The organism is Rhizobium sp. CG4 (assembly GCF_023701965.1).
Taxonomy (GTDB): domain Bacteria; phylum Pseudomonadota; class Alphaproteobacteria; order Rhizobiales; family Rhizobiaceae; genus Agrobacterium.
Genome location: NZ_JABAEG010000001.1, coordinates 559,399 through 582,009 on the forward strand (window position 1 = coordinate 559,399; position 22,611 = coordinate 582,009).

General features: G+C 54.3%; 22 protein-coding genes. 9 read left to right on the forward strand and 13 right to left on the reverse strand.

Features of this window, described 5'->3' with window-relative positions; genetic code table 11:
• Positions 1-56: 56 nt before the first annotated feature.
• The 3 genes from HGO37_RS02685 to HGO37_RS02695 all read left to right on the forward strand — a co-directional run bounded on the left by HGO37_RS02685 (position 57) and on the right by HGO37_RS02695 (position 2,884).
• Entirely contained in the window at positions 57-812 is a 756-nt protein-coding gene (locus HGO37_RS02685) for a sulfite exporter TauE/SafE family protein (protein WP_250982013.1), read from the forward strand.
• 127 nt (positions 813-939) lie between these two features.
• Positions 940-2,073, forward strand: a complete 1,134-nt coding sequence (locus tag HGO37_RS02690) for an alpha-hydroxy acid oxidase (RefSeq protein WP_250982014.1) — start codon at positions 940-942, stop codon at positions 2,071-2,073.
• A 160-nt stretch (positions 2,074-2,233) separates the two neighbouring features.
• A complete protein-coding gene (locus tag HGO37_RS02695) occupies positions 2,234-2,884 on the forward strand; it encodes a glutathione S-transferase family protein (RefSeq protein WP_250982015.1) in 651 nt (216 codons plus the stop codon).
• 1 nt (position 2,885) lies between these two features.
• On the opposite strand, the gene HGO37_RS02700 is transcribed toward HGO37_RS02695, so the two are convergent.
• The 7 genes from HGO37_RS02700 to HGO37_RS02730 form a co-directional block, all read right to left on the reverse strand.
• Positions 2,886-3,626, reverse strand: a complete 741-nt coding sequence (locus HGO37_RS02700) for a metallophosphoesterase family protein (protein WP_250982016.1) — start codon at positions 3,624-3,626, stop codon at positions 2,886-2,888.
• A 6-nt stretch (positions 3,627-3,632) separates the two neighbouring features.
• Entirely contained in the window at positions 3,633-3,989 is a 357-nt protein-coding gene (gene uraH, locus HGO37_RS02705; protein ID WP_250982017.1) for a hydroxyisourate hydrolase, read from the reverse strand.
• On the reverse strand, positions 3,986-4,501 hold the full coding sequence (locus HGO37_RS02710) for an ureidoglycolate lyase (protein ID WP_250982018.1): 516 nt from the start codon (positions 4,499-4,501) through the stop codon (positions 3,986-3,988). Before HGO37_RS02710 ends, uraH begins: the two co-directional genes overlap by 4 nt.
• Positions 4,502-4,999: a 2-oxo-4-hydroxy-4-carboxy-5-ureidoimidazoline decarboxylase gene (gene uraD / locus HGO37_RS02715; protein WP_250982019.1), complete on the reverse strand. Its 498-nt coding sequence runs from the start codon at positions 4,997-4,999 to the stop codon at positions 4,502-4,504. It lies immediately after the preceding gene.
• Position 5,000: 1 nt separating this feature from the next.
• Complete coding sequence (puuE, locus tag HGO37_RS02720) at positions 5,001-5,924, reverse strand: allantoinase PuuE (protein WP_250982020.1); 924 nt, start codon at positions 5,922-5,924, stop codon at positions 5,001-5,003.
• Between the two features lie 133 nt (positions 5,925-6,057).
• Positions 6,058-6,801 carry a DUF1045 domain-containing protein gene (locus HGO37_RS02725; protein ID WP_250982021.1) on the reverse strand — a complete coding sequence of 248 codons (744 nt, stop codon included), beginning with the start codon at positions 6,799-6,801 and terminating at the stop codon, positions 6,058-6,060.
• A 203-nt stretch (positions 6,802-7,004) separates the two neighbouring features.
• Entirely contained in the window at positions 7,005-8,204 is a 1,200-nt protein-coding gene (locus tag HGO37_RS02730; protein WP_250982022.1) for an NAD(P)/FAD-dependent oxidoreductase, read from the reverse strand.
• Between HGO37_RS02730 and mnmC2 the strand changes: the two genes are divergently transcribed.
• The 3 genes from mnmC2 to HGO37_RS26455 all read left to right on the forward strand — a co-directional run bounded on the left by mnmC2 (position 8,203) and on the right by HGO37_RS26455 (position 10,738).
• Positions 8,203-8,943, forward strand: a complete 741-nt coding sequence (gene mnmC2 / locus HGO37_RS02735; protein ID WP_250982023.1) for a tRNA (5-methylaminomethyl-2-thiouridine)(34)-methyltransferase MnmC2 — start codon at positions 8,203-8,205, stop codon at positions 8,941-8,943. The genes HGO37_RS02730 and mnmC2 overlap by 2 nt on opposite strands.
• A gap of 320 nt (positions 8,944-9,263) precedes the next feature.
• Complete coding sequence (locus HGO37_RS02740; protein ID WP_250982024.1) at positions 9,264-10,445, forward strand: flagellin N-terminal helical domain-containing protein; 1,182 nt, start codon at positions 9,264-9,266, stop codon at positions 10,443-10,445.
• A 128-nt stretch (positions 10,446-10,573) separates the two neighbouring features.
• The gene (locus HGO37_RS26455; RefSeq protein WP_352230535.1) at positions 10,574-10,738 is read left to right on the forward strand and encodes a flagellin N-terminal helical domain-containing protein; all 165 of its coding nucleotides are present in this window, start codon (positions 10,574-10,576) and stop codon (positions 10,736-10,738) included.
• 4 nt (positions 10,739-10,742) lie between these two features.
• Here the strand turns inward: HGO37_RS26455 and HGO37_RS02745 are convergent, their stop codons facing one another.
• Positions 10,743-14,390, reverse strand: a complete 3,648-nt coding sequence (locus HGO37_RS02745) for a response regulator (protein WP_250982401.1) — start codon at positions 14,388-14,390, stop codon at positions 10,743-10,745.
• A 470-nt stretch (positions 14,391-14,860) separates the two neighbouring features.
• On the opposite strand from HGO37_RS02745, the gene HGO37_RS02750 reads away from it, so the two are divergent.
• Positions 14,861-16,438, forward strand: a complete 1,578-nt coding sequence (locus HGO37_RS02750; protein WP_405049372.1) for a DEAD/DEAH box helicase — start codon at positions 14,861-14,863, stop codon at positions 16,436-16,438.
• Positions 16,439-16,538: 100 nt separating this feature from the next.
• Here the strand turns inward: HGO37_RS02750 and HGO37_RS02755 are convergent, their stop codons facing one another.
• The 3 genes from HGO37_RS02755 to HGO37_RS02765 form a co-directional block, all read right to left on the reverse strand.
• The gene (locus HGO37_RS02755; RefSeq protein WP_250982025.1) at positions 16,539-17,447 is read right to left on the reverse strand and encodes a DMT family transporter; all 909 of its coding nucleotides are present in this window, start codon (positions 17,445-17,447) and stop codon (positions 16,539-16,541) included.
• A gap of 165 nt (positions 17,448-17,612) precedes the next feature.
• Positions 17,613-18,002, reverse strand: coding sequence for a DoxX family protein (locus tag HGO37_RS02760; protein ID WP_192488325.1), 390 nt, complete (start codon positions 18,000-18,002; stop codon positions 17,613-17,615).
• A 246-nt stretch (positions 18,003-18,248) separates the two neighbouring features.
• Positions 18,249-18,725, reverse strand: a complete 477-nt coding sequence (locus HGO37_RS02765) for an Lrp/AsnC family transcriptional regulator (RefSeq protein ID WP_250982026.1) — start codon at positions 18,723-18,725, stop codon at positions 18,249-18,251.
• Positions 18,726-18,847: 122 nt separating this feature from the next.
• Between HGO37_RS02765 and HGO37_RS02770 the strand changes: the two genes are divergently transcribed.
• Positions 18,848-19,267: a DUF2000 domain-containing protein gene (locus HGO37_RS02770; protein WP_250982027.1), complete on the forward strand. Its 420-nt coding sequence runs from the start codon at positions 18,848-18,850 to the stop codon at positions 19,265-19,267.
• 6 nt (positions 19,268-19,273) lie between these two features.
• Here the strand turns inward: HGO37_RS02770 and HGO37_RS02775 are convergent, their stop codons facing one another.
• Positions 19,274-20,083, reverse strand: a complete 810-nt coding sequence (locus HGO37_RS02775) for a class II glutamine amidotransferase (protein ID WP_250982028.1) — start codon at positions 20,081-20,083, stop codon at positions 19,274-19,276.
• 252 nt (positions 20,084-20,335) lie between these two features.
• Between HGO37_RS02775 and HGO37_RS02780 the strand changes: the two genes are divergently transcribed.
• Positions 20,336-21,559 (forward strand): multidrug effflux MFS transporter, encoded by a 1,224-nt coding sequence (locus HGO37_RS02780; RefSeq protein WP_250982029.1) that lies wholly within the window; start codon positions 20,336-20,338, stop codon positions 21,557-21,559.
• A 72-nt stretch (positions 21,560-21,631) separates the two neighbouring features.
• Here HGO37_RS02780 and HGO37_RS02785 read toward each other — a convergent pair whose 3' ends face one another.
• Positions 21,632-22,246, reverse strand: a complete 615-nt coding sequence (locus HGO37_RS02785; protein WP_192488320.1) for a L,D-transpeptidase — start codon at positions 22,244-22,246, stop codon at positions 21,632-21,634.
• Between the last annotated feature and the right edge of the window lie 365 nt (positions 22,247-22,611).

A 22,611-nucleotide genomic window follows, 5' to 3' on the forward strand; every position in this document is an offset into this window, starting at 1 on the left:
ATCCGGTTAAAAAAAGCCATACCCGCCACTCACCGCACCGGATGCTCATGCCTGAAATGACAGCTGACTTATCTTTCGCCGCAATCGCCCTCATCACGCTTACCTTCTTTCTGGCCGGCATCATCAAGGGCATAACCGGCATGGGTCTGCCAACTGTTGCCATGGGTGTGCTTGGGCTGTTCATGCCACCGGTTGCGGCGGCAAGCCTGCTCATCCTGCCTTCCCTCGTCACCAACATCTGGCAGCTGCTGGCCGGGCCATCCTTCATCGCTTTGCTGAAACGGCTGTGGACCATGATGCTGGCCATCATCATTGGCACATTGCTGGGCGCTTCTTTCATGGCCGGCAATTCAGGCGTCTGGGCAACGGCGGCTCTCGGCGTTGCGCTCGCTTCTTATGCGGCCTACACACTGTTGGCCCCACCATTTTCCGTGCCTGAAAAAATCGAGCCCTGGTTGTCACCGATCATCGGTCTGTTGACCGGTCTGATGACAGGTGCAACCGGCGTTTTTGTTATTCCGGCCGTTCCCTATATTCAGGCACTCGGTTTTGACCGGGAAAATCTGGTTCAGGCCCTTGGCCTCTCTTTCACCGTCTCCACCATTGCGCTGGCCATCGGTCTTGGCTCCCACAGCGCATTCCAGCTGCAGGAGCTGGCAACCTCCACACTGGCGGTTGCCCCTGCTCTTCTTGGCATGTGGGCAGGCCAGATCGTGCGTCGCGCAGTCAGCCCCGCCACCTTCAAGCGATGGTTCCTGATCTGCTTGCTGCTGCTTGGCTTGCAGCTTGCCCTGCGGCCATTAATGGGTTGAACAGGCCCCATCGAGTAGCACTGTTAAAGTACCGCACAATCCGTTGAATCGACTCTGCTTTACCGTGGCAGTTTTGACAAAGCATGCTAGTCATGGACGCTGAATTTGAACTGTGAAGGCGTCATCCATGAGCAAACCTCTCGAAATCGCGGACCTGAAAAAGCTGGCGAAAAAGCGCGTGCCAAAAATGTTTTTCGACTATGCCGATAGCGGCGCATGGACGGAAAGCACCTACCGCGCCAACGAAGATGACTTTGCCAAGATCAAGCTGCGTCAGCGTGTGCTGGTGGACATGAGCGACCGTTCGCTGGAAAGTGAAATGATTGGTCAGAAAGTGGCCATGCCCGTTGCACTATCCCCCACCGGCCTCACCGGCATGCAGCACGCCGATGGTGAAATGCTGGCAGCACAGGCGGCTGAAGAATTCGGCGTTCCATTCACTTTGTCCACCATGAGCATCTGCTCGATCGAGGATGTCGCATCCGTCACCAAAAAACCTTTCTGGTTTCAGCTCTATGTGATGAATGATCGTGACTTCGTTTATAATCTGATCGACCGGGCCAAGGCCGCCAAGTGCTCGGCTCTGGTGCTGACGCTTGACCTGCAAATCCTCGGCCAGCGTCACAAGGATATTCGCAACGGTCTGTCTGCCCCTCCAAAATTCACGCCCAAACATATCTGGCAGATGGCCACGCGTCCGGCATGGTGCCTTGGCATGCTTGGCACCCAGCGCCGTACCTTCGGCAATATTGTTGGCCATGCCAAAAGCGTGACCGATCTGAAGTCCCTTTCAGCCTGGACCACGGAACAGTTCGACCCGCGCCTGTCCTGGAAGGACGTCGAATGGATCAAGGAACGTTGGGGTGGTAAGCTCATTCTCAAGGGCATTCTGGATGAGGAAGATGCACGCGCTGCGGCTGGTTCCGGCGCAGATGCGATCATCGTGTCCAACCATGGCGGTCGCCAACTCGATGGTGCACATTCATCCATCGCCATGCTGCCCAAAATCGTCGAAGCTGTCGGTGACAAAGTCGAAGTGCATATGGATGGTGGCATTCGCTCCGCACAGGATGTGCTGAAAGCTCTGGCGCTCGGTGCAAAGGGTACCTATATCGGCCGCCCATTCCTTTACGGCCTCGGCGCTGGTGGCAAAAAGGGCGTTACCACCGCACTCGACATCATTGCCAAGGAAATGGATATCACCATGGCTTTGTGTGGCAAACGCCGCATTGTCGACGTCGGCCCCGATATCCTGGCTTGAGCGCAGAATAACCAATACGGCTGCAACAACCTGCAGCCCGTGTTTGGCACACCATCAGGGCATAAACGCAGTCGACCTCACAAAACAGGCTCGAACCAATTGGCACCAAAACTCGTTTAGCTGATCATCCAGCCTTAGAGGCAGCTGATGGAGGACCGCCATGACTATCACCATTACGGCTTTTGAAAACTCTCCCGATGGCGGCAAGGGCATGGCGCGAGACATGCGGGTGCGCTGGGCCCTTGAGGAGGTTGAGCAACCCTATGACGTTCGGCTTTTGTCATTCAAGGCCCTGAAAGAGCCGGCGCATCTTGAGCTGCAGCCCTTCGGGCAAATCCCGACCTATCAGGAAGATGAGCTTGCCCTGTTTGATTCAGGCGCAATCGTTTTTCATATCGCCGACCACCATGCGGGCCTGCTACCGAAAGATGACAATGCTAGGGCCCGTGCCATTACCTGGATGTTTACGGCAGTCAGCACCATGGAACCGCCGATGCTGGAACGGGAGGTTGCCCGCTTCCTTGAGGGCGATGAAAGCTGGCACGATGCACGGCTGCCGCTGATCGACAAACGGATCCGCAAACGACTGGGCGAGCTTTCCGTCAAATTCGGCCAATCGGAATGGCTTGAAGACACATTTACGGCCGGTGACCTTCTGATGATATCGGTGCTGCTGAGAACTCGCTCGTCAGGCATATTGGCCGAATTTCCCAATCTTCTGGCCTATGTCGAGCGGGGAGAAAAACGCCCCGCCTACCAGCGCGCCTTTGCGGCGCAACTGGCAGTATTTAATGCGGGTCTGAAAGGATAAATTACTTCACCCAACCGCCGGTCAGGGCATTGGCAAAGCCGTCCATTCCCTTGTTGCGGGCCAGTTCCGCCATGGCAAGGTTGTCATAGCGCACCTGACGGAAGGTGGGCAGCCAGCCGCGTGAGGTCTTTTCGAGAACCGCGTAGCTTGCAAACGGTGTCGCCGTTTCCACCGTGTGAAAAACTGGTTTGTCGTCCGTGTAACCGGGGCAACCAACACTGCCAGGGTTAACGATCAAACGCCCGTCGGAAAGCTGCACAGAGCGTGGAATATGAGTGTGGCCACACAGGATCAAAGGTTGCTCGATCCCTTCTGCCAGAGCCTCGATCTCAGCAAGCGGGCGCAGATGCATGATACCCTCTGCACTGACCGTTTCCAGCCAGTACTGATTATCGTCTTTCGGCGAGCCGTGGCAGCAGAACACCTCGTCCTTGTAGACCATGCTGAATTGTAGCGTCTGCAACCAGTCGAAATGTTCTGGTGATAGTTGCTGATATGCCGGTCTTTCCCAGTCGCCCATGTCTTCATAGGCACGGTCAATCAATGCGCGGTCGTGATTGCCGCGCACGGTCGGCACCCAGTTCTTGAGCAGGAGATCGGCTGTCCAGCCAGCCTCCAGCGGCCCGCTGAAACAATCCCCGAGATTAACGACATCCTCAATGCCGAGCTTTTCTATATCCGCCAGCACCGCTTCCAGCGCCGCGCAGTTTCCATGAATATCGGCGATTGCAGCGAAGATCATGATTGGTCAACTTCCCCGGTAGGTCGAATAGCTGAAGGGTGAGAGCAACAGAGGGACATGATAATGTCCCTCTGTATCAGCAATGCCAAAACGGATCGGAATAATGTCGAGAAAAGCGGGTTCCGGCAATGCAACGCCCTTGCCGCGTAGATAATCCCCGGCGTGAAACACCAGTTCATATTGTCCGGCCTGAAAACTGTCGCCAATCAGCAAAGGTCCGCCATCGACGCGGCCGTCATTATTGGTGAGCACGCTTTTAAGCTTGGTTCGGCCTTCCCCGTCCAGCCGGTAGAGGTCGATTTTCAAACCTTCTGCCGGAGTGCCATGGGCAGCATCAAGAACATGGGTCGTAAGACCGGTCATAACGTTGGCTCCGCAATGATATAGGGCGACTCGAAAAAATACTCTTCCAGATTGTTGCCCGGGCCTTCCCGGTCGGCAACCAGAAAATCACTGACGACATTCAGTGCCATTAACGGATGATGCCAGACATTGCGTCGATAATTCACGCCCTGATCAGCCCGGGCGAGAAAAACCCTGGGCCTGCCCGGCTTGCCGTCCTCATCTTCCGAGACCACGACCAGAAAGGGACGCCCGGAAAGGGGCGAGAAACTCTGGCTGCCAAGCGGGTGCCGTTCCATCATATCAACTGAATAGGGAAAGGTGCGCGGTTGGCCGCGAAACATGTTGATGACAACCCGTGCGCCCTCACCGACTGCCTCTGGCACGAACAGAGCATGGTGGCGTTCTGTGGTGCCACCATTGATCATCCTGACAGATGATGGTGTGGCCTCGATCACCTCACCGAACGGCGAAAATGCCGCGCTGCTCAACGGCTCGATGTCGAGACGTTCACCTTTGATCTGCGTGGTCATTCAGGCCTCCGGCAGCATGGATGTCAAACGAAGCAGCGCAATTTTCTCAACCTGTGCAGTTGCAGTCGCAAACTCCGTGTCATGATCATTGCTGATGCGCTTCTCGAATGCCGCGAGAATGTCGTGTCGGTTCAGACCCTTCACCGCGATAATGAAGGGAAAACCATGTTCGCTCACATAGGCCGCATTCAACTCGGTAAAACGGGCATGCTCCTCCGGCGTCAGACGGTCGAGCCCGGCACCGGCCTGCTCATTACGGCTGTCATCCGTCAGCTTGCCCGCGATGGCCAGCTTGCCAGCAAGATCGGGATGGGCGCGCAGAACTCCAAGCCACTCTTCCTGTGAAGCAGTTCGGAACATGGCGACGAGCGCGCCGTGCACACCCGGCGCAGTCAACGGCTCGACAATAGATCCGGCATCATAGGCCCGTTCGGCAATGAAAGGGGAATGCTCAAATACACCGCCAAAGCGGCTGACGAAATCCTCACGTGATACCATCTCAAACCGCCCCGGGCTTATGGTGTTCATGCCAGTGACGGGCAATGTCGATACGCTGCGGTATCCATACCTTTTCGTGTCCGAGCACATATTCGATGAAACGGCGCAACGCAGCCGCACGGCCCGGACGACCGACAAGGCGACAATGCAGGCCAACGCTCAGCATCTTCGGCGCACCTTCCTGCCCTTCCTGATAAAGCACGTCGAATGCGTCTTTCAGATAGGTGAAGAACTGGTCGCCCGAGTTGAAACCCTGGGGCGTAGCAAAGCGCATGTCATTGGTTTCAAGTGTGTAGGGAATGATCAGGAACGGATCGTCCTTCGCGCCCCTCACCCAATAGGGCAGATCATCGGCGTAAGAGTCCGAGGAATAAAGGAAACCGCCCTCTTCCATCACCAGCTTCAAGGTGTTGTCGGACGGTTTGCCCTGGTACATGCCATAGGGACGCTCACCGGTCAGTTCAGTGTGAAGACGCACCGCCTCGACAATGTGCTGGCGCTCTTCTTCTTCTGAAAAATCCTTGTACTCAAGCCAGCGGTAGCCATGACTGGCAATCTCCCAACCGGCCTCTTTCATCGCGGCAACAGCGTCGGGATTGCGGGCCATGGCAGAGGTTACGCCATACACTGTGGTCGTTACTCCAAGACTGGTAAACATGCGCCACAGGCGCCAGAAGCCGGCACGCGAGCCGTATTCATAGATCGATTCCATATTCAGATTGCGCTGACCAGCCCATGGCTGCGCACCAACGATTTCCGACAGCAGCGACTCAGATGCCTTGTCATTATCGAGAATGCAGCTTTCCCCGCCTTCTTCGTAATTGATGACGAACTGAACTGCTATTTTGGCCCCACCGGGCCATTTCGGATCGAAACCGTTACGACCGTAACCAATCAAATCACGCGGGTAATTATCGGATATCATTCACTCACCTTCCGCAAATCTCGCAGAACGGTAACATTCACATTGGGAAAGTCGAGATGAATAATGTCCTCATCCCGATCTCTTTTTGCATGAGATCAGGACGCGTGGGGATCAATGAAAACGGCGGGGCTCATCAGGCAGGCTGCATCACGTCAGAAGCAGGTTCTTTGCGTGCCACACGCCTGGCAGAAACCCGGCCCATGGGATGAAGTGAATGCACGCGGAACGGCGCACCCGGTTCATCCTCCACAAACAGCGCAAGATTGTTGAAGCTCAGCTTGCGTGACAAATGCGGCTCAAACACCACGCGTACGGCATGTTCAACCCGCACGAAATCAGATTGCGACACACTTCCGGTCAACGGCATCTGAAAGCGGAAATCCTCCATCACATAGGGATGACCCCAGCGATGCAGATTGGTCAGCTGCGCTGCCGACAACTGGTCAGGGTCGGCACGATCAATTTCCGCATCGCTCAGCGGGGCGCGGTAACGGTCAAATGCCTGCACGACACTTGCTGCCAGGAAACCCAGCTTGTCGCATGGCCATGATGGAATAAGGCTGAACACCGAACCGATGCGGGCAATTTCAAGCGGTGGCAGTTCGAATGGCTGCTGCAAACCGGCAAAGCACATCAACTCGCGCAGCAACATAGCTTCAGTAACATCATCGTTTAGCCGGAACGGCGCCTTGACCAGACCATGAAAACCATAACGTCGCGGCAAAGCCGTGTGATAAGAAATTTCCTGCATACCAAGACCGGTCGCAGGCGGCGGATCGACACTCTCACCGGAATAGACATCACGGCCAAGCCAGGCCGCAGCAACCGCCGTCAACGGATCGTTGGGGGTCGGAGTGAAATGAATGGCGTATCGCATGCGTCGTCACCTCGCTCCACTGGCGATTTGCTCAGACCTCGCTTCAACACGCCGCCGCATTCAATATCCATTGAATGCCAAATGCCGCTACATGCATTGAACCGAAGCATCGTACTCTCTGAAAATCGTGGCTCGACTTTCAGGCCGATGATTTAGCGATAGGTGATTTGCATGACAGATTAACGACGCGAAACGCCTGAAAATCATGAAGACTTTGTGGCCACGGCAATGTGACTTTCAAGCAAGAAGCTTTGCGGTAGCTTTGGCTCAATGCCTTGCACGACCGAAAGAGCAGCGTCTGCCAAACGGTGTGCCAGCCCAAAACTGACTTTGAAGCCGCCGGTCAAGGCGACAAGACGCGGGTGCTCTGGCAGGCTACCGACCATTGGATCACGGTCAATCGCCTTGGGCCGCAGCCCGGCCCACCGCTCCACCACCTCAGCATTCTCCAAAGCAGGAACAAGGTTCCGGGCTTTCTCTATGAACACGTCGAGTTGGGCATCGGTTGTGAATGGTTCTGAAAAACTCTCCTCGCTGGTGCTGCCAACCGCTACCATGCCATCATCATGCGGCACGACATAAAGGCCCCCAAGAAACAGCACCGGCATTGCGGGGTCAATATCGGCCTTCATCAGTGCAGATTGCCCTTTGACCGGCTGACCAAGTGGCGCTGCACCCACCAAATTCAGGCTTTGCTGAAGCAGCGGGAATGATTGATAACCGGCAGAAACGATGACATGGCCGAATGATACGGTTTCACCAGTTGATAATGTGGCTTGTGCCCGATCGGGATCGAGAGAACTGACGCCAAGCCCTTCAACCACAGTCACGTTTTGTGCGGTTTTGAGAAATGCAGAGAGCGCCCGTCCCATGGACCGCGGCGACATGCGTGCAGCAAGCGTGTCATGAACAAATCCACCCGCCATTGACGCATCTGCCAGATAACCCGCAACCGGTGGCGCATCGAGAACATTCCAGTGGAACTGACGCCCATCCTGCGCCCAATTCGTTTTGGCATCCTGCTCATGACGCAGCGCGATGTCACGCAAATGCGGTTTGGGCAGAGGAATGATGCGTCCGCAACGGCGATACCCGGCCGAAAACCCGGTCGCAGCCTCCAGCTCGGCGATCTCGGCTTCCAACGCTACCAGCGCATCAAACTGGAATTGCTTTTTCTCTGACCATCTGTCCGGCATATGAGCCATGAGAGCGCCAATAAGGCCACCGCTGGCGCCCTGCCCCAAAAGATTCTGCTCAACCAGTAATGTCTTGAGACCAAGTCGCTCTGCTTTTACCGCAGCCCACAGCCCCATAACGCCGCCACCGACGATCAAAAGGTCGATGGAAGAAGGAGCGGAATGAGATTGACCCGCAGCACTGGCCAGATTATCGGCTTTATTCATGACACATCCAGACGAAAGCACACCGGCCAACCAGGGCCAACCGCAGGATAACACAGCAACCACGCTCGATTGGCGCGAGGGCGATATGCCCTATTCGCTTGCCTTTGGCGACCACTTTTATTGCCAGACCGATGGCCGACTGGAATGTGGACATGTGTTTCTGTCTGGTAACGGACTACCAGAGCGCTGGCAAACAGCAACCGATACCTTCCGCATCGGCGAGCTTGGTTTCGGCACGGCCCTTAATCTTTGCGAGACCTGGCGACAGTGGAAACAGACGCGTTCGGCTGGCGGCCAACTACATTTCGTGTCCTTCGAGCTTTATCCAATGAAGGCAGAGGAAATTAACCGCGCCCTTTCCCGTTGGCCGGAAGTCGATGAAGAACGGAACGCTCTGGTCAAGTTGTGGCCGGAGGAACCGCAAGGTCATGTCGATCTGCAACTGGATGAACAAACTCGCCTGACCGTGGTCTGTGGTGTGGCTTTTGACGGCATTCAGGCCAGCCCCCACACATTCGACGCCTGGTATCTGGATGGTTTTGCACCCGCCCGCAATCCGGACATGTGGTCGATTGAAATCATGACCGCATTATTCGACAAAACGGCGGAAGGCGGCAGTTTCGCCACCTACGCCGCAGCCGGTTTCGTACGCCGCAATCTCATTGCCGCCGGTTTCAATCTGGAACGGCGTAAAGGTTTTGCTGGAAAACGTGAAATGCTGTGCGGAACCAAGCCATAACCACAACACGTCCAGGTTTACTTTTGAGCTGATATCGGTCGCGATCTGTATAATGGTGCTGATCGCCGCCTGATTGCATTTGATCTCTGTTGTTCAAGCCGCCAGCCATGACAAATAAATACAGGCGTTAACGGCTATACGGTAGAACTTTCTATATAAGAAACATATAAATTTATTTTATTTCAATGACTTAATAAAATCTCATTTATAGTATCTCGAATTTCAAAACGTCAAGAACAAAGCCGCTGGTTAACGTATTGTTTATAATATCCGCATAATTTTATGCATAATTTCTTCCGCTATTTCTCTCGGAAATTGTTATGACGTCGATATTGACCAACATCGCTGCACAATCAGCCCTTGCGACATTACGCACGATCAATTCGCAAATGCAGAATACGCAAGAAGCGGTTTCGAGCGGCCTTCGGGTCGGTGAAGCGAAAGACAATGCCGCCTATTGGTCAATCGCCACAACCATGCGCTCAGACAATGGCGCCATTAGCGCAGTTGAAGATGCCCTCGGCCTGGGTGCCGCAAAAATCGACACGGCCTATTCCGGCATGGAAGCTGCGATTGATGTCGTCAAGGAAATGAAGAAAAAGCTGGTTACGGCAACGGAAAATTCCGTCGACCGCAGCAAGATTCAGGAAGAGATTTCCCAGTTACAGGATCAGTTAAAATCCATAGCTGATTCAGCCTCCTTCTCCGGTGAGAACCTTCTGAAAGCCACCTTTGTGGGATCACTTGGCGCTACAAACGGCTCTATGCTTTCTTTCGCGGTGAAAGACGTCAAAACGATCGTCACAAGTTTTGTCCGGGATTCGAATAACAACGTATCTGTCAAAACAACCGAAGCTGTTCAGACATCTGACACGGTCTTGTTCGGCAACCATACCGAAGGCATGGCGCACGGGATACTCGACATCGGCCTGATCTATGACGGTATTCCGTATGAAGAGGGAAATGGCGGCTGGTTTATTAAAACATTTCAGTACGATTCAAGCTGGACCGTCAATGAAAACGGCGTCTACAGCGACGGAACCAACTACTACACCCGACGTGACGGCCTGTTCGTTAAAGCCCTCGATGCCAGCGGTGGCTTCGATAAAAGCAGCACGACAAACGTTATCATGCACTCCAATGCCAGTATCACCACAATGGATATTACCCAACTGGGCACCTACAGAGACCAGATATTTGGGCCAGACGGTGATGAAGACATGGTGATCGATGTCTTCATTTCCCATACCGATAAACAACTTGCGAAAATGACCGATGCCGCTTCATCTCTGGGCTCATTATCAAAACGCATAGAATTGCAAATGGATTTTGCCTCTAAATTGTCGAACGCCATCGACAGCGGCATTGGCCGTCTGGTGGACGCAGACATGAATGAACAGTCCACGCGTCTCAAGGCGCTGCAAACCCAGCAGCAGCTCGGTATTCAGGCTCTATCGATTGCCAATACCCAGCCGGACAGTGTCACGCAGCTGTTCAGATAATCACTCAGAAACTTATGCCGGTCCACAACCGGCTTAAGTTTTTTACTCTTAGAATGAGCTATTAACGTCGATATTGATCGATATCGCGGCGCGGTCGGATTTTCCAACCTTGGACCATCAATTCCCAAATGCAGAATACGCAAGCACAGATCTCAAGCGGTCGTCGTTTCAAACCAGTTCAAGACAATGCCGCGTACTCGTCTATCGCGACCACAATGGGTTCCAACGATGACGCTATCACCGAGGCTGAAGACGCACTTGGTTTAGGTACCCAAAGTAGACACCGTGGCTGAGGTTTTAAATCGCTCCAGCCCGCGGGATAGCATTTTCACCCAGCCACTGCTTTAGTTTGGCTTCTAGCAACTCAGGACTGATTGGTTTGGAAACATAATCATCCATGCCAACCTCAAGGCAGCGTTCTCGATCGCTTTCCTGTGCATGCGCAGTCACCCCAACAATCGGCACATGCCGCCCATCACCAGCCTCTTCTTCGCGCTCACGAATAAGCTGCGTGGCCTGATGGCCGTTCATAACGGGCATGGAGACGTCCATCAGGATCACTGCCGGATTATGCTCCTCCCACGCCGCCACGGCCTTTTTGCCATTATTGACAATCTGGAACCGCAAACCGGTCCCCTGCAGGATTTGTGAAAACACAATCTGGTTGACATCATTGTCTTCAGCCACAAGCACATCGAGAGTGGAGGCAACGACCGGCCGAACAACCTTCGTCACCGGCTTACGTGTCTCCGGCTTCGACAAGGCAGGAGCAGCAGGTGCTTCTGTAACTGCCTGCTGGCGTCTCGTCAGCATGCGTTCACGCCGTTGCAGGCGCGATGCACGCACGATTTCGCCAAGGGTAGAGCGCAGCAGCTTGGCGCGGGCCGGCTTCATCAGATGTGCCTGAACATTCATATCGTTCAGCAGACTGTCATCACCCACCACCATATCCATAGAGGTCAGGAAAACGATGCCCATATCCTGCAAACGGTCGTCCGAACGGATTTGCCGAGCAACATCGATGCCGTTCATAACGGGCATATGATAGTCAAGAATGACGGTATCGATCACGAAGCCAAGTTCGGCGGCCTGCTGAATGATTGCCAGACCAGCTGCACCACTTTCAGCGGCATAGCTGTCGTACCCCCATTGCGACAACTGTTCGCTGAGGATCTGGCGGTTGATTTCATTGTCGTCGATCACCAACACGCGTGCACCGCCAAGATCACCGGCCGGAAGCGTTATGGTTTTGTTGCCGCGCAGTGCTGCCGCCTCAAGCGGCAACTTGATGGTGAACAGCGTCCCCTGCCCGACAGCACTTTCGACGTTGATCGATCCTGCGAAAATACCGACCAGACCAACGGTAATGGCAAGACCAAGTCCGGTGCCTTCGTGTCTTCTGGTGGACGAAGAATCCACCTGGCTGAACTTGTCGAAAATCGACGCCAGCTTGTCGGCGGGAATACCGATGCCGGTGTCCTGAACCTTAATGGTCAGCAGAACCTCACCCGCCTCCAGCGTCTGTTCGGCAAGCTCGATCAACACGTAACCAGTTTCGGTGAATTTGACGGCATTACCAACCAGATTGGTAATGATCTGCCGAAAACGGCCGGCATCACTCACCACCATATGCTGCACGGAAGGATCAATGCGGATGGCAAGCTCGATGTTTTTTTCCGACGCCGTGGATGACAACAGCGAGGCAACATCCTCAACCGCTTCAACTGGATCGAAAAGCACCTTGCGTAACTTCATCTGACCGGCATCGATCTTGGAGAAATCGAGGATGTCGTTGATGATTGTCAGCAGCGCATTGCCGGATTTGACGATGACATCGGTAAAGGTTTTCTGGCGGGAATCGAGATCGGATTTGGCAAGCAACTCCGCCATGCCAAGCACACCGTTCATCGGCGTTCGGATCTCATGGCTCATATTGGCCAGGAACTCTGACTTGGCGCGGTCAGCGGCTTCCGCTCTCTGCACCAACCGCTCTAGCTCGGCCTCACGGCGCTTCATCTCCGTCACATCGGTTACGGTGATGACCCAGTAACCGGTGGAACTGATCGTCGCTTCGAGATTAAACCAACTGTTGTTGGCACGTTGGAACAGCCATGTAAACGGATTTGCATTGGTAACATTGCCCCGCCAGGTGGCAAGCGTTGCGGACGCCTCCTCCGGACCGCCGAAATCGCCCCGTTGCGCACAGAAGGCAAACATGTCCGCCCAGTCCTGACCCGGCTCGAAATAGCTGGTCGGTACATCGAGCATGCGAGGCAACGCATCATTGGAGGTTATGATAACGCCATTCTCGATCAGCAAAAGACCCTGCGCCATGGCGCGGGTGGCTTCCTGCATATATTCACCGACACGTGCCAGCTCGGCCCTTGCCAGGCTGATTTCATTGTCGCGCTCACGCACGCTCGTCACGTCGGTATAGGTGATCAAAACCTTACCGCCGGCAATACGGGCAGCCGAGATAACCGTGACCTTGCCAGACACGCTGCGCATTTCCAGCGGCTCAAACTGATCCGGTACTTGCAAACGTGCGATACGGTTGGAGTAGACCTCATCAAAGGACTTGCTACCGTAATCGTAAATCTCTTCCCTGAAGGTCATCTCCAGAAAATCACGGTAGCTCATACCAACCAGATCGACTGTGGCACGGGTATCCAGTGTCTGGTAAAAGGACTTGTTGGCGTATTCAATGACCAGTTCCGGGCCAAGCAACAGAACACCAACAGGCAGAGAGGCAAGAATGCCTTCCAGTTCTGCATGCAGGGCTTCGGTCTCTTTTTGCGCCTGCACGACCCGCGTTTCGCGGTCTTTCAGCACAGAAACATCAGTGATGGAGCCAACCAGATAACGTTCGTCATCGGGCGTCACAATCCGGCCAAGACGGGTGATGACCGGTACGGCATGACCTTCGCTATGGAAGGAAATACTTTCTTCCTTCTGCAAGGCGGTTCCGCTTAACAGAACCTCTTCATCCTCCTTGCGAAATGCCTCACGCATTTCCGGGAACATGTCTTCCGCAGTCTGACCGATGAACCTGCGGCGGTCACCGCCCAGCAGACGCTCATAGGCAGCATTGATGAAGGTCAAGCGACGGTCACTGTCGCGAAGGAATACCGGAACCGGCAATTCTTCCAGAGCTTCGCGATAGAGCCATGTTTCGCGGATGTGGCGGCTGAGCAAAACCTCATGCGCCTTGAACTCAGTCACATCGACGCGCAGACACACCAGCAAACCGCTTTCGAGCCGTTTGTTGACCTGACGCAACCAACTGCCATCACACAACTGCTCAGTGGATTCGAAATAGGGCAGATTGTATTTTTCGAGACGATCGTTCAGCCAGGCACGCCGGGCAGCCGGATCTCGGCTGACACCCTCTTCACCGTTATTGGCGGCATGGTCATAGATAGCGCCCTGCACTTCCGAGAGGCGCATGCCTGGCTTCAATTCCAGATCGATCATCCGATAGAAATCAGACAGCCGAGCATTGTGATACAGCAGACGGTTTTCTCGGCTGTAAATGCAAATGCCGACATCGATCAGGTCAAGAACACCGCTGCCGACCAGAATTTCAGCCTCATGCCGCCCAAGCGTTTCCAACTCGAAAGCAGGCATGTTCTCAAACACTTCGTAGAGGAACATGGCACCGTCATCGGCGATGAAACGTTCACAACGAATGGCGTGACGGCCGAGCGAAACTGCACCTTGGCAGGCCGCTATTTCTTCTGTCGCGAAAACCAGAGAACGACGTTCCTTATCCTCGCGATCGATATCGCTTGGATTACCCGACAGTTCGTATGTTCCCTTTCCGGGAAAGTCCTGAGGGGGTCTGCCGATAAAACGGGCGTAAGACTCATTGACGGCAACGTAGCGCAATTCGCTGTCTTTGATGCACGCAGGAAGATCCAGGTCGCGGATCCCTTCACACGCCATCGCCAGCAATTCGCCGTTAGTGCTCACCAATAGGCCCTCGTTCGGTCACTACAATCACAACCAGCCTTATTCCATCGAATCAATCCCACACGGATTGCGCAATTCCATTGAATCTATGGATTGATATGCAGGATGGCCAGAACCAGCAGCTGGATAAACAGATTAAATTTAATAAAAATGTATATAACTGAAAATATGTTCAAAGGGTAAAGTAGTCCCTGAGAATAGGTCTCGGATAGCGTATCCAGAAACAATTGCTTGACTTTTGGTCTTGAAGAGCCCAAATGCACACTGCTTTCACCTTCCGGCAGCCGCGTGAGCTGCATGACGCATACGATTTAAGCGCAGGAAGGAAAAGCGCAGATAGCAAGCAGATGGTCTTCGTGACCGCACTTAACGCGCAGAAAGTCATTCCAACCCACAAGTTCCCAATTCACGCGGGGTTCTTGACGCCAAGACAACCGGACAGCATGGGCTGTTCCGGCGACAGCGTTTTGGCGCCCCGAAAGGTTATTTTATTGACCAGTTTTAACGAACTCGGCCTATCCGAAAAGCTCGTGGCTGCTGTTACCCAGCTCGGCTACACCACTCCGACCCCAATTCAGGCAAAAGCAATACCGCTGCTGCTGGAAGGTCGCGACATGATCGGTCTTGCACAGACCGGCACCGGAAAAACGGCAGCTTTTGGTCTGCCAATTATCGAAATGCTGCAGAAGCATGCGGATCGTCCGGCAAATCGCACAACCCGCACCCTCATCCTCGCGCCAACCCGCGAACTGGTAAACCAGATCGGTGAAAGCCTGCGCTCCTTCGTGCGTAAGACCCCACTGCGCATCAACCAGGTTGTTGGTGGTGCATCGATCAACAAGCAGCAGCTGCAGCTTGAAAAGGGCACTGACATTCTGGTGGCAACACCGGGCCGTCTGCTCGATCTCATTGCACGCAACGCAATCAGCCTTTCCAAGGTAACACACCTCGTTCTCGATGAAGCTGACCAGATGCTGGACCTTGGCTTCATTCACGACCTGCGCAAGATTTCGCGTATGGTTCCGTCGAAGCGTCACACACTGCTGTTTTCGGCAACCATGCCAAAGGCAATTGCCGATCTGGCTGGCGCCTATCTGACCAACCCGGTCACCGTTGAAGTCACACCTCCCGGCAAGGCTGCCGACAAGGTGGAACAGTATGTTCACTTCGTTGCCGGCAAGAACGACAAGACCGAACTTCTCAAGAAGTCGCTCAACGAAAACCCCGATGGCCGCGCTATCGTGTTCCTTCGCACCAAGCATGGCGCTGAAAAGCTGTCCAAGCATCTGGAGCATATTGGCTTCAAGGTTGCCTCCATTCACGGCAACAAGAGCCAAGGCCAGCGTGAACGTGCGTTGAAGGGCTTCAAGGACGGCGAAGTCAAGGTTCTCGTCGCAACCGACGTTGCCGCTCGCGGCATCGACATTCCAGCCGTTACCCACGTCTTCAACTACGACCTGCCTGAAGTACCGGATGCATACGTTCACCGTATTGGCCGTACCGCTCGTGCTGGTCGTGATGGTATTGCAATCGCCTTCTGCGCACCGGACGAAACCCGTTTGCTGCGGGACATCGAACGCCTGATGAACATTGATATCACTGTTGCATCTGGCGAACGGCCTCAGGTTCTTGCGAGCCCCACTCGTGGCGACAATCGCAACCGCAATAATGGCGGTCCGCGCCGTCAGGGTGGCGCAGAACGCGGCCATGGCGAGCGTAATGATCGTGGTCATCGCGAAGGCGGTGCTCAGCGCAACGGCGGACGTCGTAACGGCGATTTCCGCGGACAGCGCGCTGGAGAATTCACTCCTGCAGAGCGCGACAACGATCTGGAAGTCACGTCCGATTTCAAGCGCGTAAAGCAGGTAGAAGGTGAAACCGGCAGACCCGGTGGTCCTTCCAAGAAGCGCGTAAACCGTCCGGCCCGCAAGCCAGGCGCAAATCGTCATTCTCCAGCCGGCGGCAACGCTGGTGAAAAGCGCGCCTCCGGCAATGGTGGCAACCGCGGTCGCACTCGCTAATTAATTTCGTCGTGGGGCGTCTTTCGTGACAGGCCCTGCAATTGAATTTCAGTAGTTTAAAAGCCCGGCAGGTGCCTCACCTGCCGGGCTTTTCTTGTGTTCAAGCCTCTTGAGCGGGACGAGGCTGGCGTTTGGGCAATGTCATCGCAATCACCCCGACTAGTACGCACACCATACCAATCCATGCCTCCGCCGTTGGCATTTCTCCCAGAAAGATCATGCCAACCACAACACCAACTGGCACACGCAAATAGGCCTGTGACGTTGCACCAACGGAGCCAAGCGTCTGCATCAGCCGGAAATAGATGATAAAGGCGAGAGCCGTGGAAAACACCGAAAGCCCCAGCAATGCCAGAATGGAATGCAATGAGGGATGCAAGGTCCATGGGTGATCAACGGCAATACTGAGCGGCACTAGCATCACCGCACCACAGATAAGAGAACCTGCGGCTGGTATCATCGGATCAAAACCTTTGAACCCCTTGCCGAAAATGGCTGCAGCGCCGTAACACATGGTCGCAACCATCACCGCCAGCTGCGCCCACAACGCGTCCCCCAGCCCGGAAAGCGCCTGCACGCCGATGATCAGGCAGGTTCCCGTCATACCGACAATGATACCGAACAGTTTGCGTCCGGTGACGATTTCGTGTCGCGTGACGAAAGCCGTCAACAGCAGCGTGAAGATTGGCGTTGTCGAATTGAGGATAACGGCGAGGCCCGCATCAATGGTCTGTTCAGCCCAGGCAATCAGCGTAAAGGGAATGGCGCTGTTAAGGCAGGCCTGAATAATGAACCTTCGCCAAACGGCCCTGTCCTTTGGTAGACGCACACCACGCAGATAAAGGACAGCAAGAAGAACCATACCGGCAATCAAAGTTCTGGCGGCGATCAGAGTAACCGGCGGTATTGTCTCCACCCCGATCTTGATGAACGTATAGGAGGCGCCCCAGAGTGTGGACAACAAGGCCAGAAGTGCGAGCTCTCGAAGAAGACTGTTTTTATTGATCACAACCGATTCCCTGTCTGAATGAATGCCATCCTTCTAGGGCCAGGCGCAGACGTGATGTTTCGGCGCTCACCGAAGTTTCGAAAAAAATCCAGATACGAAAAACCCGCATGGAAAACCATGCGGGCCTGTTGTCAAACCGCTGCAAGCGATGCCGTTTAAGGCAGGTCAGCCGCGCCGTTCATCCAGGGAGAAGGCACCGGGACCCGACAGGGCCATGTAAAGAAACACAAAGCAGAAAAGGATTGCCGCATCGCCACCATTCAACGCCGGGAAAAAGCTCGATGGGGCATGGGCCATGAAGTAGGCGACAGCCATCTGACCGGACAGAATGAAAGCAACGGGACGTGTGAAAAGCCCGACCAAAATCAGAATACCGCCAACCAGTTCAAGAAGTGCTGCAACCATCAAAAGCGGAGGTAGCGAACCTTCCATCTGGGAGGCGGGAAAGCCGAATAGTTTCTGTGTACCATGCTGAATGAACAGCAGCGCAACGATAATGCGAAGAGCAGCAAGGCCATAAGGCCGGTATTTGGAGAGATTGTCGAAGATTGCCATGAAGGATGCCCCTGTTGGATTTATTTCCGCTCGATAGCTCTTCGTAAACCCGTCGCGAAGACACATCTCGAACACCGGAATTCACATTTTCGGCATTTCCAAAGTCAGTCCAAGGGCCAAAAAGCCCTTATTCCACAAGTAGTTGAAAGCGAGCCGTGTTTGGTGGCCGAATCGCGAAATTACAACCTCGACACGTGAAGCAATATTAGCAAAGCCGGATTGTTTACCAACGCATTTTTGATTGTTTTATACGCAATCCAGTGGAAAACCATTAAATGCCTTTATCTCTTTCAGCACAAATGTCGTCTGCATTTCCTTGATTCGCGGAAGGCGGCGAACAACAGACATGGCAAAATCTGCATAGCTATCCAGATCGGGCGCTACAACCTGCAACAGGAAATCCGCGTCACCCGCGATACTGTAGCAGGCAACCACTTCCTTCAGGGCAGACACTTGTTGCGAAAAATCCTCCGCCTCTGCTTCACTGTGACTGTCGATCTTCACACGAATGAACGCCAGAACACCGAGCCCGACCTGCTTGCGGTCCAGTCTTGCGCCATACCCCTGGATAACGCCGGTTTCCTCGAGATTACGAACCCGCCTCCAACAGGGAGAGGTCGACAGTCCCACCGCGTCCGACAGCGCCTGATTGGTCATGCGACCATCCTGCTGCAAATGATTGAGGATGTGCACATCCTCCGCCTCAAGTCGCCTAATTGACATAAATCACCTTACAAATCCGTCCATTAGGTAAATCCTACCAAATTAAGCTTTGCCTTGGCAATAAAAGGTATGATCCACCTGATAAAACCGCCTAATTTCCTCGCAGCACAATGAGGAAAACCATGACAACCGAGCTTCACACCGCCATCATCGTCAACCCTGCCCTGCCCGCTGGCCTGATTGCCAATACCGTCGGCGCCATCGGCATCGGCATTGGCGCCAAACGCCCGCAATTGGGGGGCGACCGACTGACAGATAGGCACCAGCGGACAATCGACATAAGCTCCAACAAGCCTGTCCCTATTTTGCAGGCAGATGCAGAAACCATCCGTAACATCATGCTGAAGATCATTGCTTCAGGTACGGAGGAAATCGTGACAGTGCCGTTCCCGGCATTCGCCAGGGCCCTGCACAATTATCAAGATTATCAACAAACGTTCCCCGACCGTGACCTGTCGCAGGAAACGATAGACGGACTCGGACTGGCCGGACCAACCAAACTGGTGAAGTCGCTGACCGGCGCTCTCAAACTGTTGCGCTGACCAGTATCACGCGGATTTGCAGAGAAGCTCTTCGTTGGCATCCGCCAGGCATGGATCGAACGGTGCAAAGGAAATCTTTGCGCCCTTCACCGTGGCAACCGTATCGGCCGGAATCAGTTCCCACGTCTCGTCCCGATCGCCGAAGGGCTCCGATGCAACCGCCACACCATCCGGCATGCGCCGCCAATAGAGCGACGGCGGCCGTTCATCGCTCGACCAGCGAAACGCATGCATCGTATCGCCATTGGCCAGAACCGCACTAAAACGGATGGGTTGGTCAACATTGGAAGAGTGCAGGATATCGAGGCAGGTCAGCAAGGTGCGTGAGAACGCCGAGATCGGATCAGCCGCCAGACCAAATCCCGCAGCGATCAGGAACATTGCCTCACTATCGCTGCTGCCGCTGCGTGCAGCATAGACATCATCAGGAATGAGCGCCTCGACCTTGCGTTTGACATGTTCGTAGCCACCAATCTGGCCATTATGCATGAAGAGGTGCCGATCAAGCCCGAAGGGATGGCAATTCGCCATCGACACGCCTCCGGTGGTGGCCGAACGCACATGTGCCAGAAACATCTGTGCCTGGATTTGGTGACAGAGCGAGGTCAAGTTGCGGTCAGACCAAGCGGGCAGAATGCCCTTATACATGCCAGGTTCCTTGCGGTCCCCGTACCAGCCAATGCCGCACCCATCGCCGTTAACAACGGTTTTGGCCTCGCGCGCCGCCATTGACTGGCTGATGAGTGAGCTCTCAGGCTCGATCAACAACGTGTCGAGCCAGACGGGTGAACCTGAATATGCAAGAAAACGGCACATAACTTTGGTTTCTCGTGTTTTTGCTAACAAGCAGCCACATTATAGAAAAATATGGCGCGAATTGATTAATGATTAGAAAAAGCGACTGCGCAACTCAAACACAGACAATTTTTGAAACAAAGCGCGATCACTGCGAAGACACCTTGCGCGATACAACCAGTGATTTCCCGCTGTAAAAAACGCCACGCACCTCTGCATTTCTTCTGAAAGCTGATAGAGCCGAACCATCTTCTTTATCAGCGCAGAATTTCAATGACCGCAGCCCCATCTTCGATTAGTTTTCGTGAGCGTATCGCCCTCTATGCCCTGCTGACCTCGTTGACCTCGCTCAGCATCGACGCGCTGTTGCCGGGCCTGCGCCAGATCGCCGATGAGGTCGGTACTGCACCGCCGCTATCGACCCAGCACATCATCTCGCTGTTCATTTTTGGCATGGCCTTTGGCGAATTGTTTCTGGGACCAATATCGGATGCATTGGGACGCAAGAAAGCGCTGGTTCTTGGCCTTTGCGTCTACGCAGCGGGAACGGTCGTAGCCATGCTGGCCGGATCACTCGAGATGGTCATTCTCGGCCGATTTCTTCAAGGTGTTGGCGTATCCGGGCCGAAGATCGCAACCCGCGCCATGATCCGTGACCAGTTTGAGGGCAATGACATGGCACGCGTCATGTCTTTCATGTTCACCCTGTTTATCCTGGTGCCGATGCTGGCCCCTGCGCTGGCGCAGGGCATCATTACCCTGTCGGGATGGCGCACGGTTTTTGCCATTTATCTTGTCATGGCAATGGTACTGGGCCTGTGGATGCTGATCCGACAACCGGAAACTTTGCCCGTTGAAAAACGTATCCCCTTCCGGCCAAAACTGCTTTTCAGCAATGCCGCGCGCATCCTCGCCAACCGCCGAGTGTTGCTGCTGATCATCACCACGGGCGTCGTATTTGGCGCGCAGCTTCTCTACCTCAGCACTGCGGCAGATCTGTTCTTTGATGCTTACGGCATCAAGGAAACCTTTCCGTTTTATTTTGCCGCATTGGCGACCGGCATCGGGCTGGCGTCATTCCTCAACGCAAAACTCGTCCAGCGTCTTGGCATGGAGGTGATGGCTCGCGCCGCTTTCGTGGCTTTGGCAATCACCGGCTTCCTGATGCTGCTCACCACCCTCTTGTGGACGGGTCATCTGCCGCTCACCGCCTTGATGGCATTCGGTTTTGCGGCATTCTTCGCAATCGGCATCCTGTTTGGCAATCTCAATGCCATGGCTATGCGATCGCTTGGACAGGTTGCTGGCCTCGGCGCATCCCTCATCGCTTCCGGATCCAGCCTTGTTGCCACGGTTTTTGCAGTAGTGATGGGCAGTTTTTACAATGGAACAGCAACCAATCTGGCTGCTGGGTTTTTTGTCGCCGGTATTATCTCGCTAATATTGGCAGAACTTGCCCTGCGCAGCGACGCCTCACCGATTGAAGCCCTGCGATAGGCACAACAGCCCGGAACACTGAAGCTCCGGGCTGTTGTGATATGGTCGTGTTGTCAGCGATCTCGACCTTGATCAGGCCTGAAGAACCACCACGCGTGCGCCAACCGGCACGCGCTCGAAAAGATCAATCACATCGTGGTTCAACATGCGGATACAGCCGCTCGACATGGCGTGGCCGATCGACTGCGGCTGGTTGGTGCCATGCAGACGGAACATCGTGTCGTTGCCACCGCGGTAGAGATAAAGCGCACGTGCGCCGAGCGGGTTGTTCGGACCACCCGGCATGCCGCCAGCATATTTCAGGTTCTTGGGGTCACGGCGCATCATGTTCGCAGTGGGTGTCCAGCTTGGCCATTCCGACTTCCGGCCAATATAGGCATCACCCTTCAACGCCAGCCCCTGACGACCAACGCCAACGCCGTAACGCATCGCACGACCTTCGCCCATCACGTAATAGAGGCGGCGGGCCGGCGTATCGACGACAACGGTACCAGCCGGATGTGCTGTTTCATATGCCACTTCCTGGCGGCGCAATTCCGGCTTGATCTTGTCAAGCGGCATGGCTGGAAGCGGGAACTTTTCAGCAGGCTTCGCGGCATACTTCTGCGTCATTGGAACACCGGTGCTCGCGCAACCAGCAACGAAAAGCGGCAATCCGAACAGTACCGCACGGCGTGAGATGGACATATAACCCCCGTCATCCAATCGAATATGAACAAGAGGTATAATTTTATGGTTAACAATGTACTAAACCGTTACGCGAAAGGTTAATCTTTTCCCCTTTGATGCATTTCCCCTGTTCCGTATTTTTGACGCCACGCGCCCACGCCTCGATTTTGTGCGCTTTGACTGGTGTTTCTTCGTCGCCAAAACTCAAAAAATGCAATTCAGAGTAAAAAATAAGCAATCGCATTTTTATCACGCAGACAGTTCGCAAAGATAATATTTGCCGCAACGGAACCTTTGCGCAAATGCCGAATTTTTACACAGATCGGGCAATGCAAATTCCTGATTTGCGTGGGCTTTTTCTTGAACCAACGAATAAAAAATCT

Bases quoted from the DNA above. Each gene is read 5' to 3' on its own strand.
- HGO37_RS02710 (WP_250982018.1), bottom strand. From the start codon at position 4,501: ATGACCACGCAGATCAAAGGTGAACGTCTCGACATCGAGCCGTTGAGC.
- HGO37_RS02775 (WP_250982028.1), bottom strand. From the start codon at position 20,083: ATGTGCCGTTTTCTTGCATATTCAGGTTCACCCGTCTGGCTCGACACG.
- HGO37_RS02685 (WP_250982013.1), top strand. From the start codon at position 57: ATGACAGCTGACTTATCTTTCGCCGCAATCGCCCTCATCACGCTTACC.
- HGO37_RS02760 (WP_192488325.1), bottom strand. From the start codon at position 18,002: ATGGCAATCTTCGACAATCTCTCCAAATACCGGCCTTATGGCCTTGCT.
- HGO37_RS02725 (WP_250982021.1), bottom strand. From the start codon at position 6,801: ATGCGATACGCCATTCATTTCACTCCGACCCCCAACGATCCGTTGACG.
- uraH (WP_250982017.1), bottom strand. From the start codon at position 3,989: ATGACCGGTCTTACGACCCATGTTCTTGATGCTGCCCATGGCACTCCG.
- HGO37_RS02785 (WP_192488320.1), bottom strand. From the start codon at position 22,246: ATGTCCATCTCACGCCGTGCGGTACTGTTCGGATTGCCGCTTTTCGTT.
- puuE (WP_250982020.1), bottom strand. From the start codon at position 5,924: ATGATATCCGATAATTACCCGCGTGATTTGATTGGTTACGGTCGTAAC.
- HGO37_RS02695 (WP_250982015.1), top strand. From the start codon at position 2,234: ATGACTATCACCATTACGGCTTTTGAAAACTCTCCCGATGGCGGCAAG.
- HGO37_RS02730 (WP_250982022.1), bottom strand. From the start codon at position 8,204: ATGAATAAAGCCGATAATCTGGCCAGTGCTGCGGGTCAATCTCATTCC.
- HGO37_RS02770 (WP_250982027.1), top strand. From the start codon at position 18,848: ATGACAACCGAGCTTCACACCGCCATCATCGTCAACCCTGCCCTGCCC.
- HGO37_RS26455 (WP_352230535.1), top strand. From the start codon at position 10,574: ATGCAGAATACGCAAGCACAGATCTCAAGCGGTCGTCGTTTCAAACCA.
- uraD (WP_250982019.1), bottom strand. From the start codon at position 4,999: ATGGTATCACGTGAGGATTTCGTCAGCCGCTTTGGCGGTGTATTTGAG.
- HGO37_RS02740 (WP_250982024.1), top strand. From the start codon at position 9,264: ATGACGTCGATATTGACCAACATCGCTGCACAATCAGCCCTTGCGACA.
- mnmC2 (WP_250982023.1), top strand. From the start codon at position 8,203: ATGACACATCCAGACGAAAGCACACCGGCCAACCAGGGCCAACCGCAG.
- HGO37_RS02765 (WP_250982026.1), bottom strand. From the start codon at position 18,725: ATGTCAATTAGGCGACTTGAGGCGGAGGATGTGCACATCCTCAATCAT.
- HGO37_RS02750 (WP_405049372.1), top strand. From the start codon at position 14,861: ATGGGCTGTTCCGGCGACAGCGTTTTGGCGCCCCGAAAGGTTATTTTA.
- HGO37_RS02690 (WP_250982014.1), top strand. From the start codon at position 940: ATGAGCAAACCTCTCGAAATCGCGGACCTGAAAAAGCTGGCGAAAAAG.
- HGO37_RS02745 (WP_250982401.1), bottom strand. From the start codon at position 14,390: ATGGCGTGTGAAGGGATCCGCGACCTGGATCTTCCTGCGTGCATCAAA.
- HGO37_RS02780 (WP_250982029.1), top strand. From the start codon at position 20,336: ATGACCGCAGCCCCATCTTCGATTAGTTTTCGTGAGCGTATCGCCCTC.
- HGO37_RS02700 (WP_250982016.1), bottom strand. From the start codon at position 3,626: ATGATCTTCGCTGCAATCGCCGATATTCATGGAAACTGCGCGGCGCTG.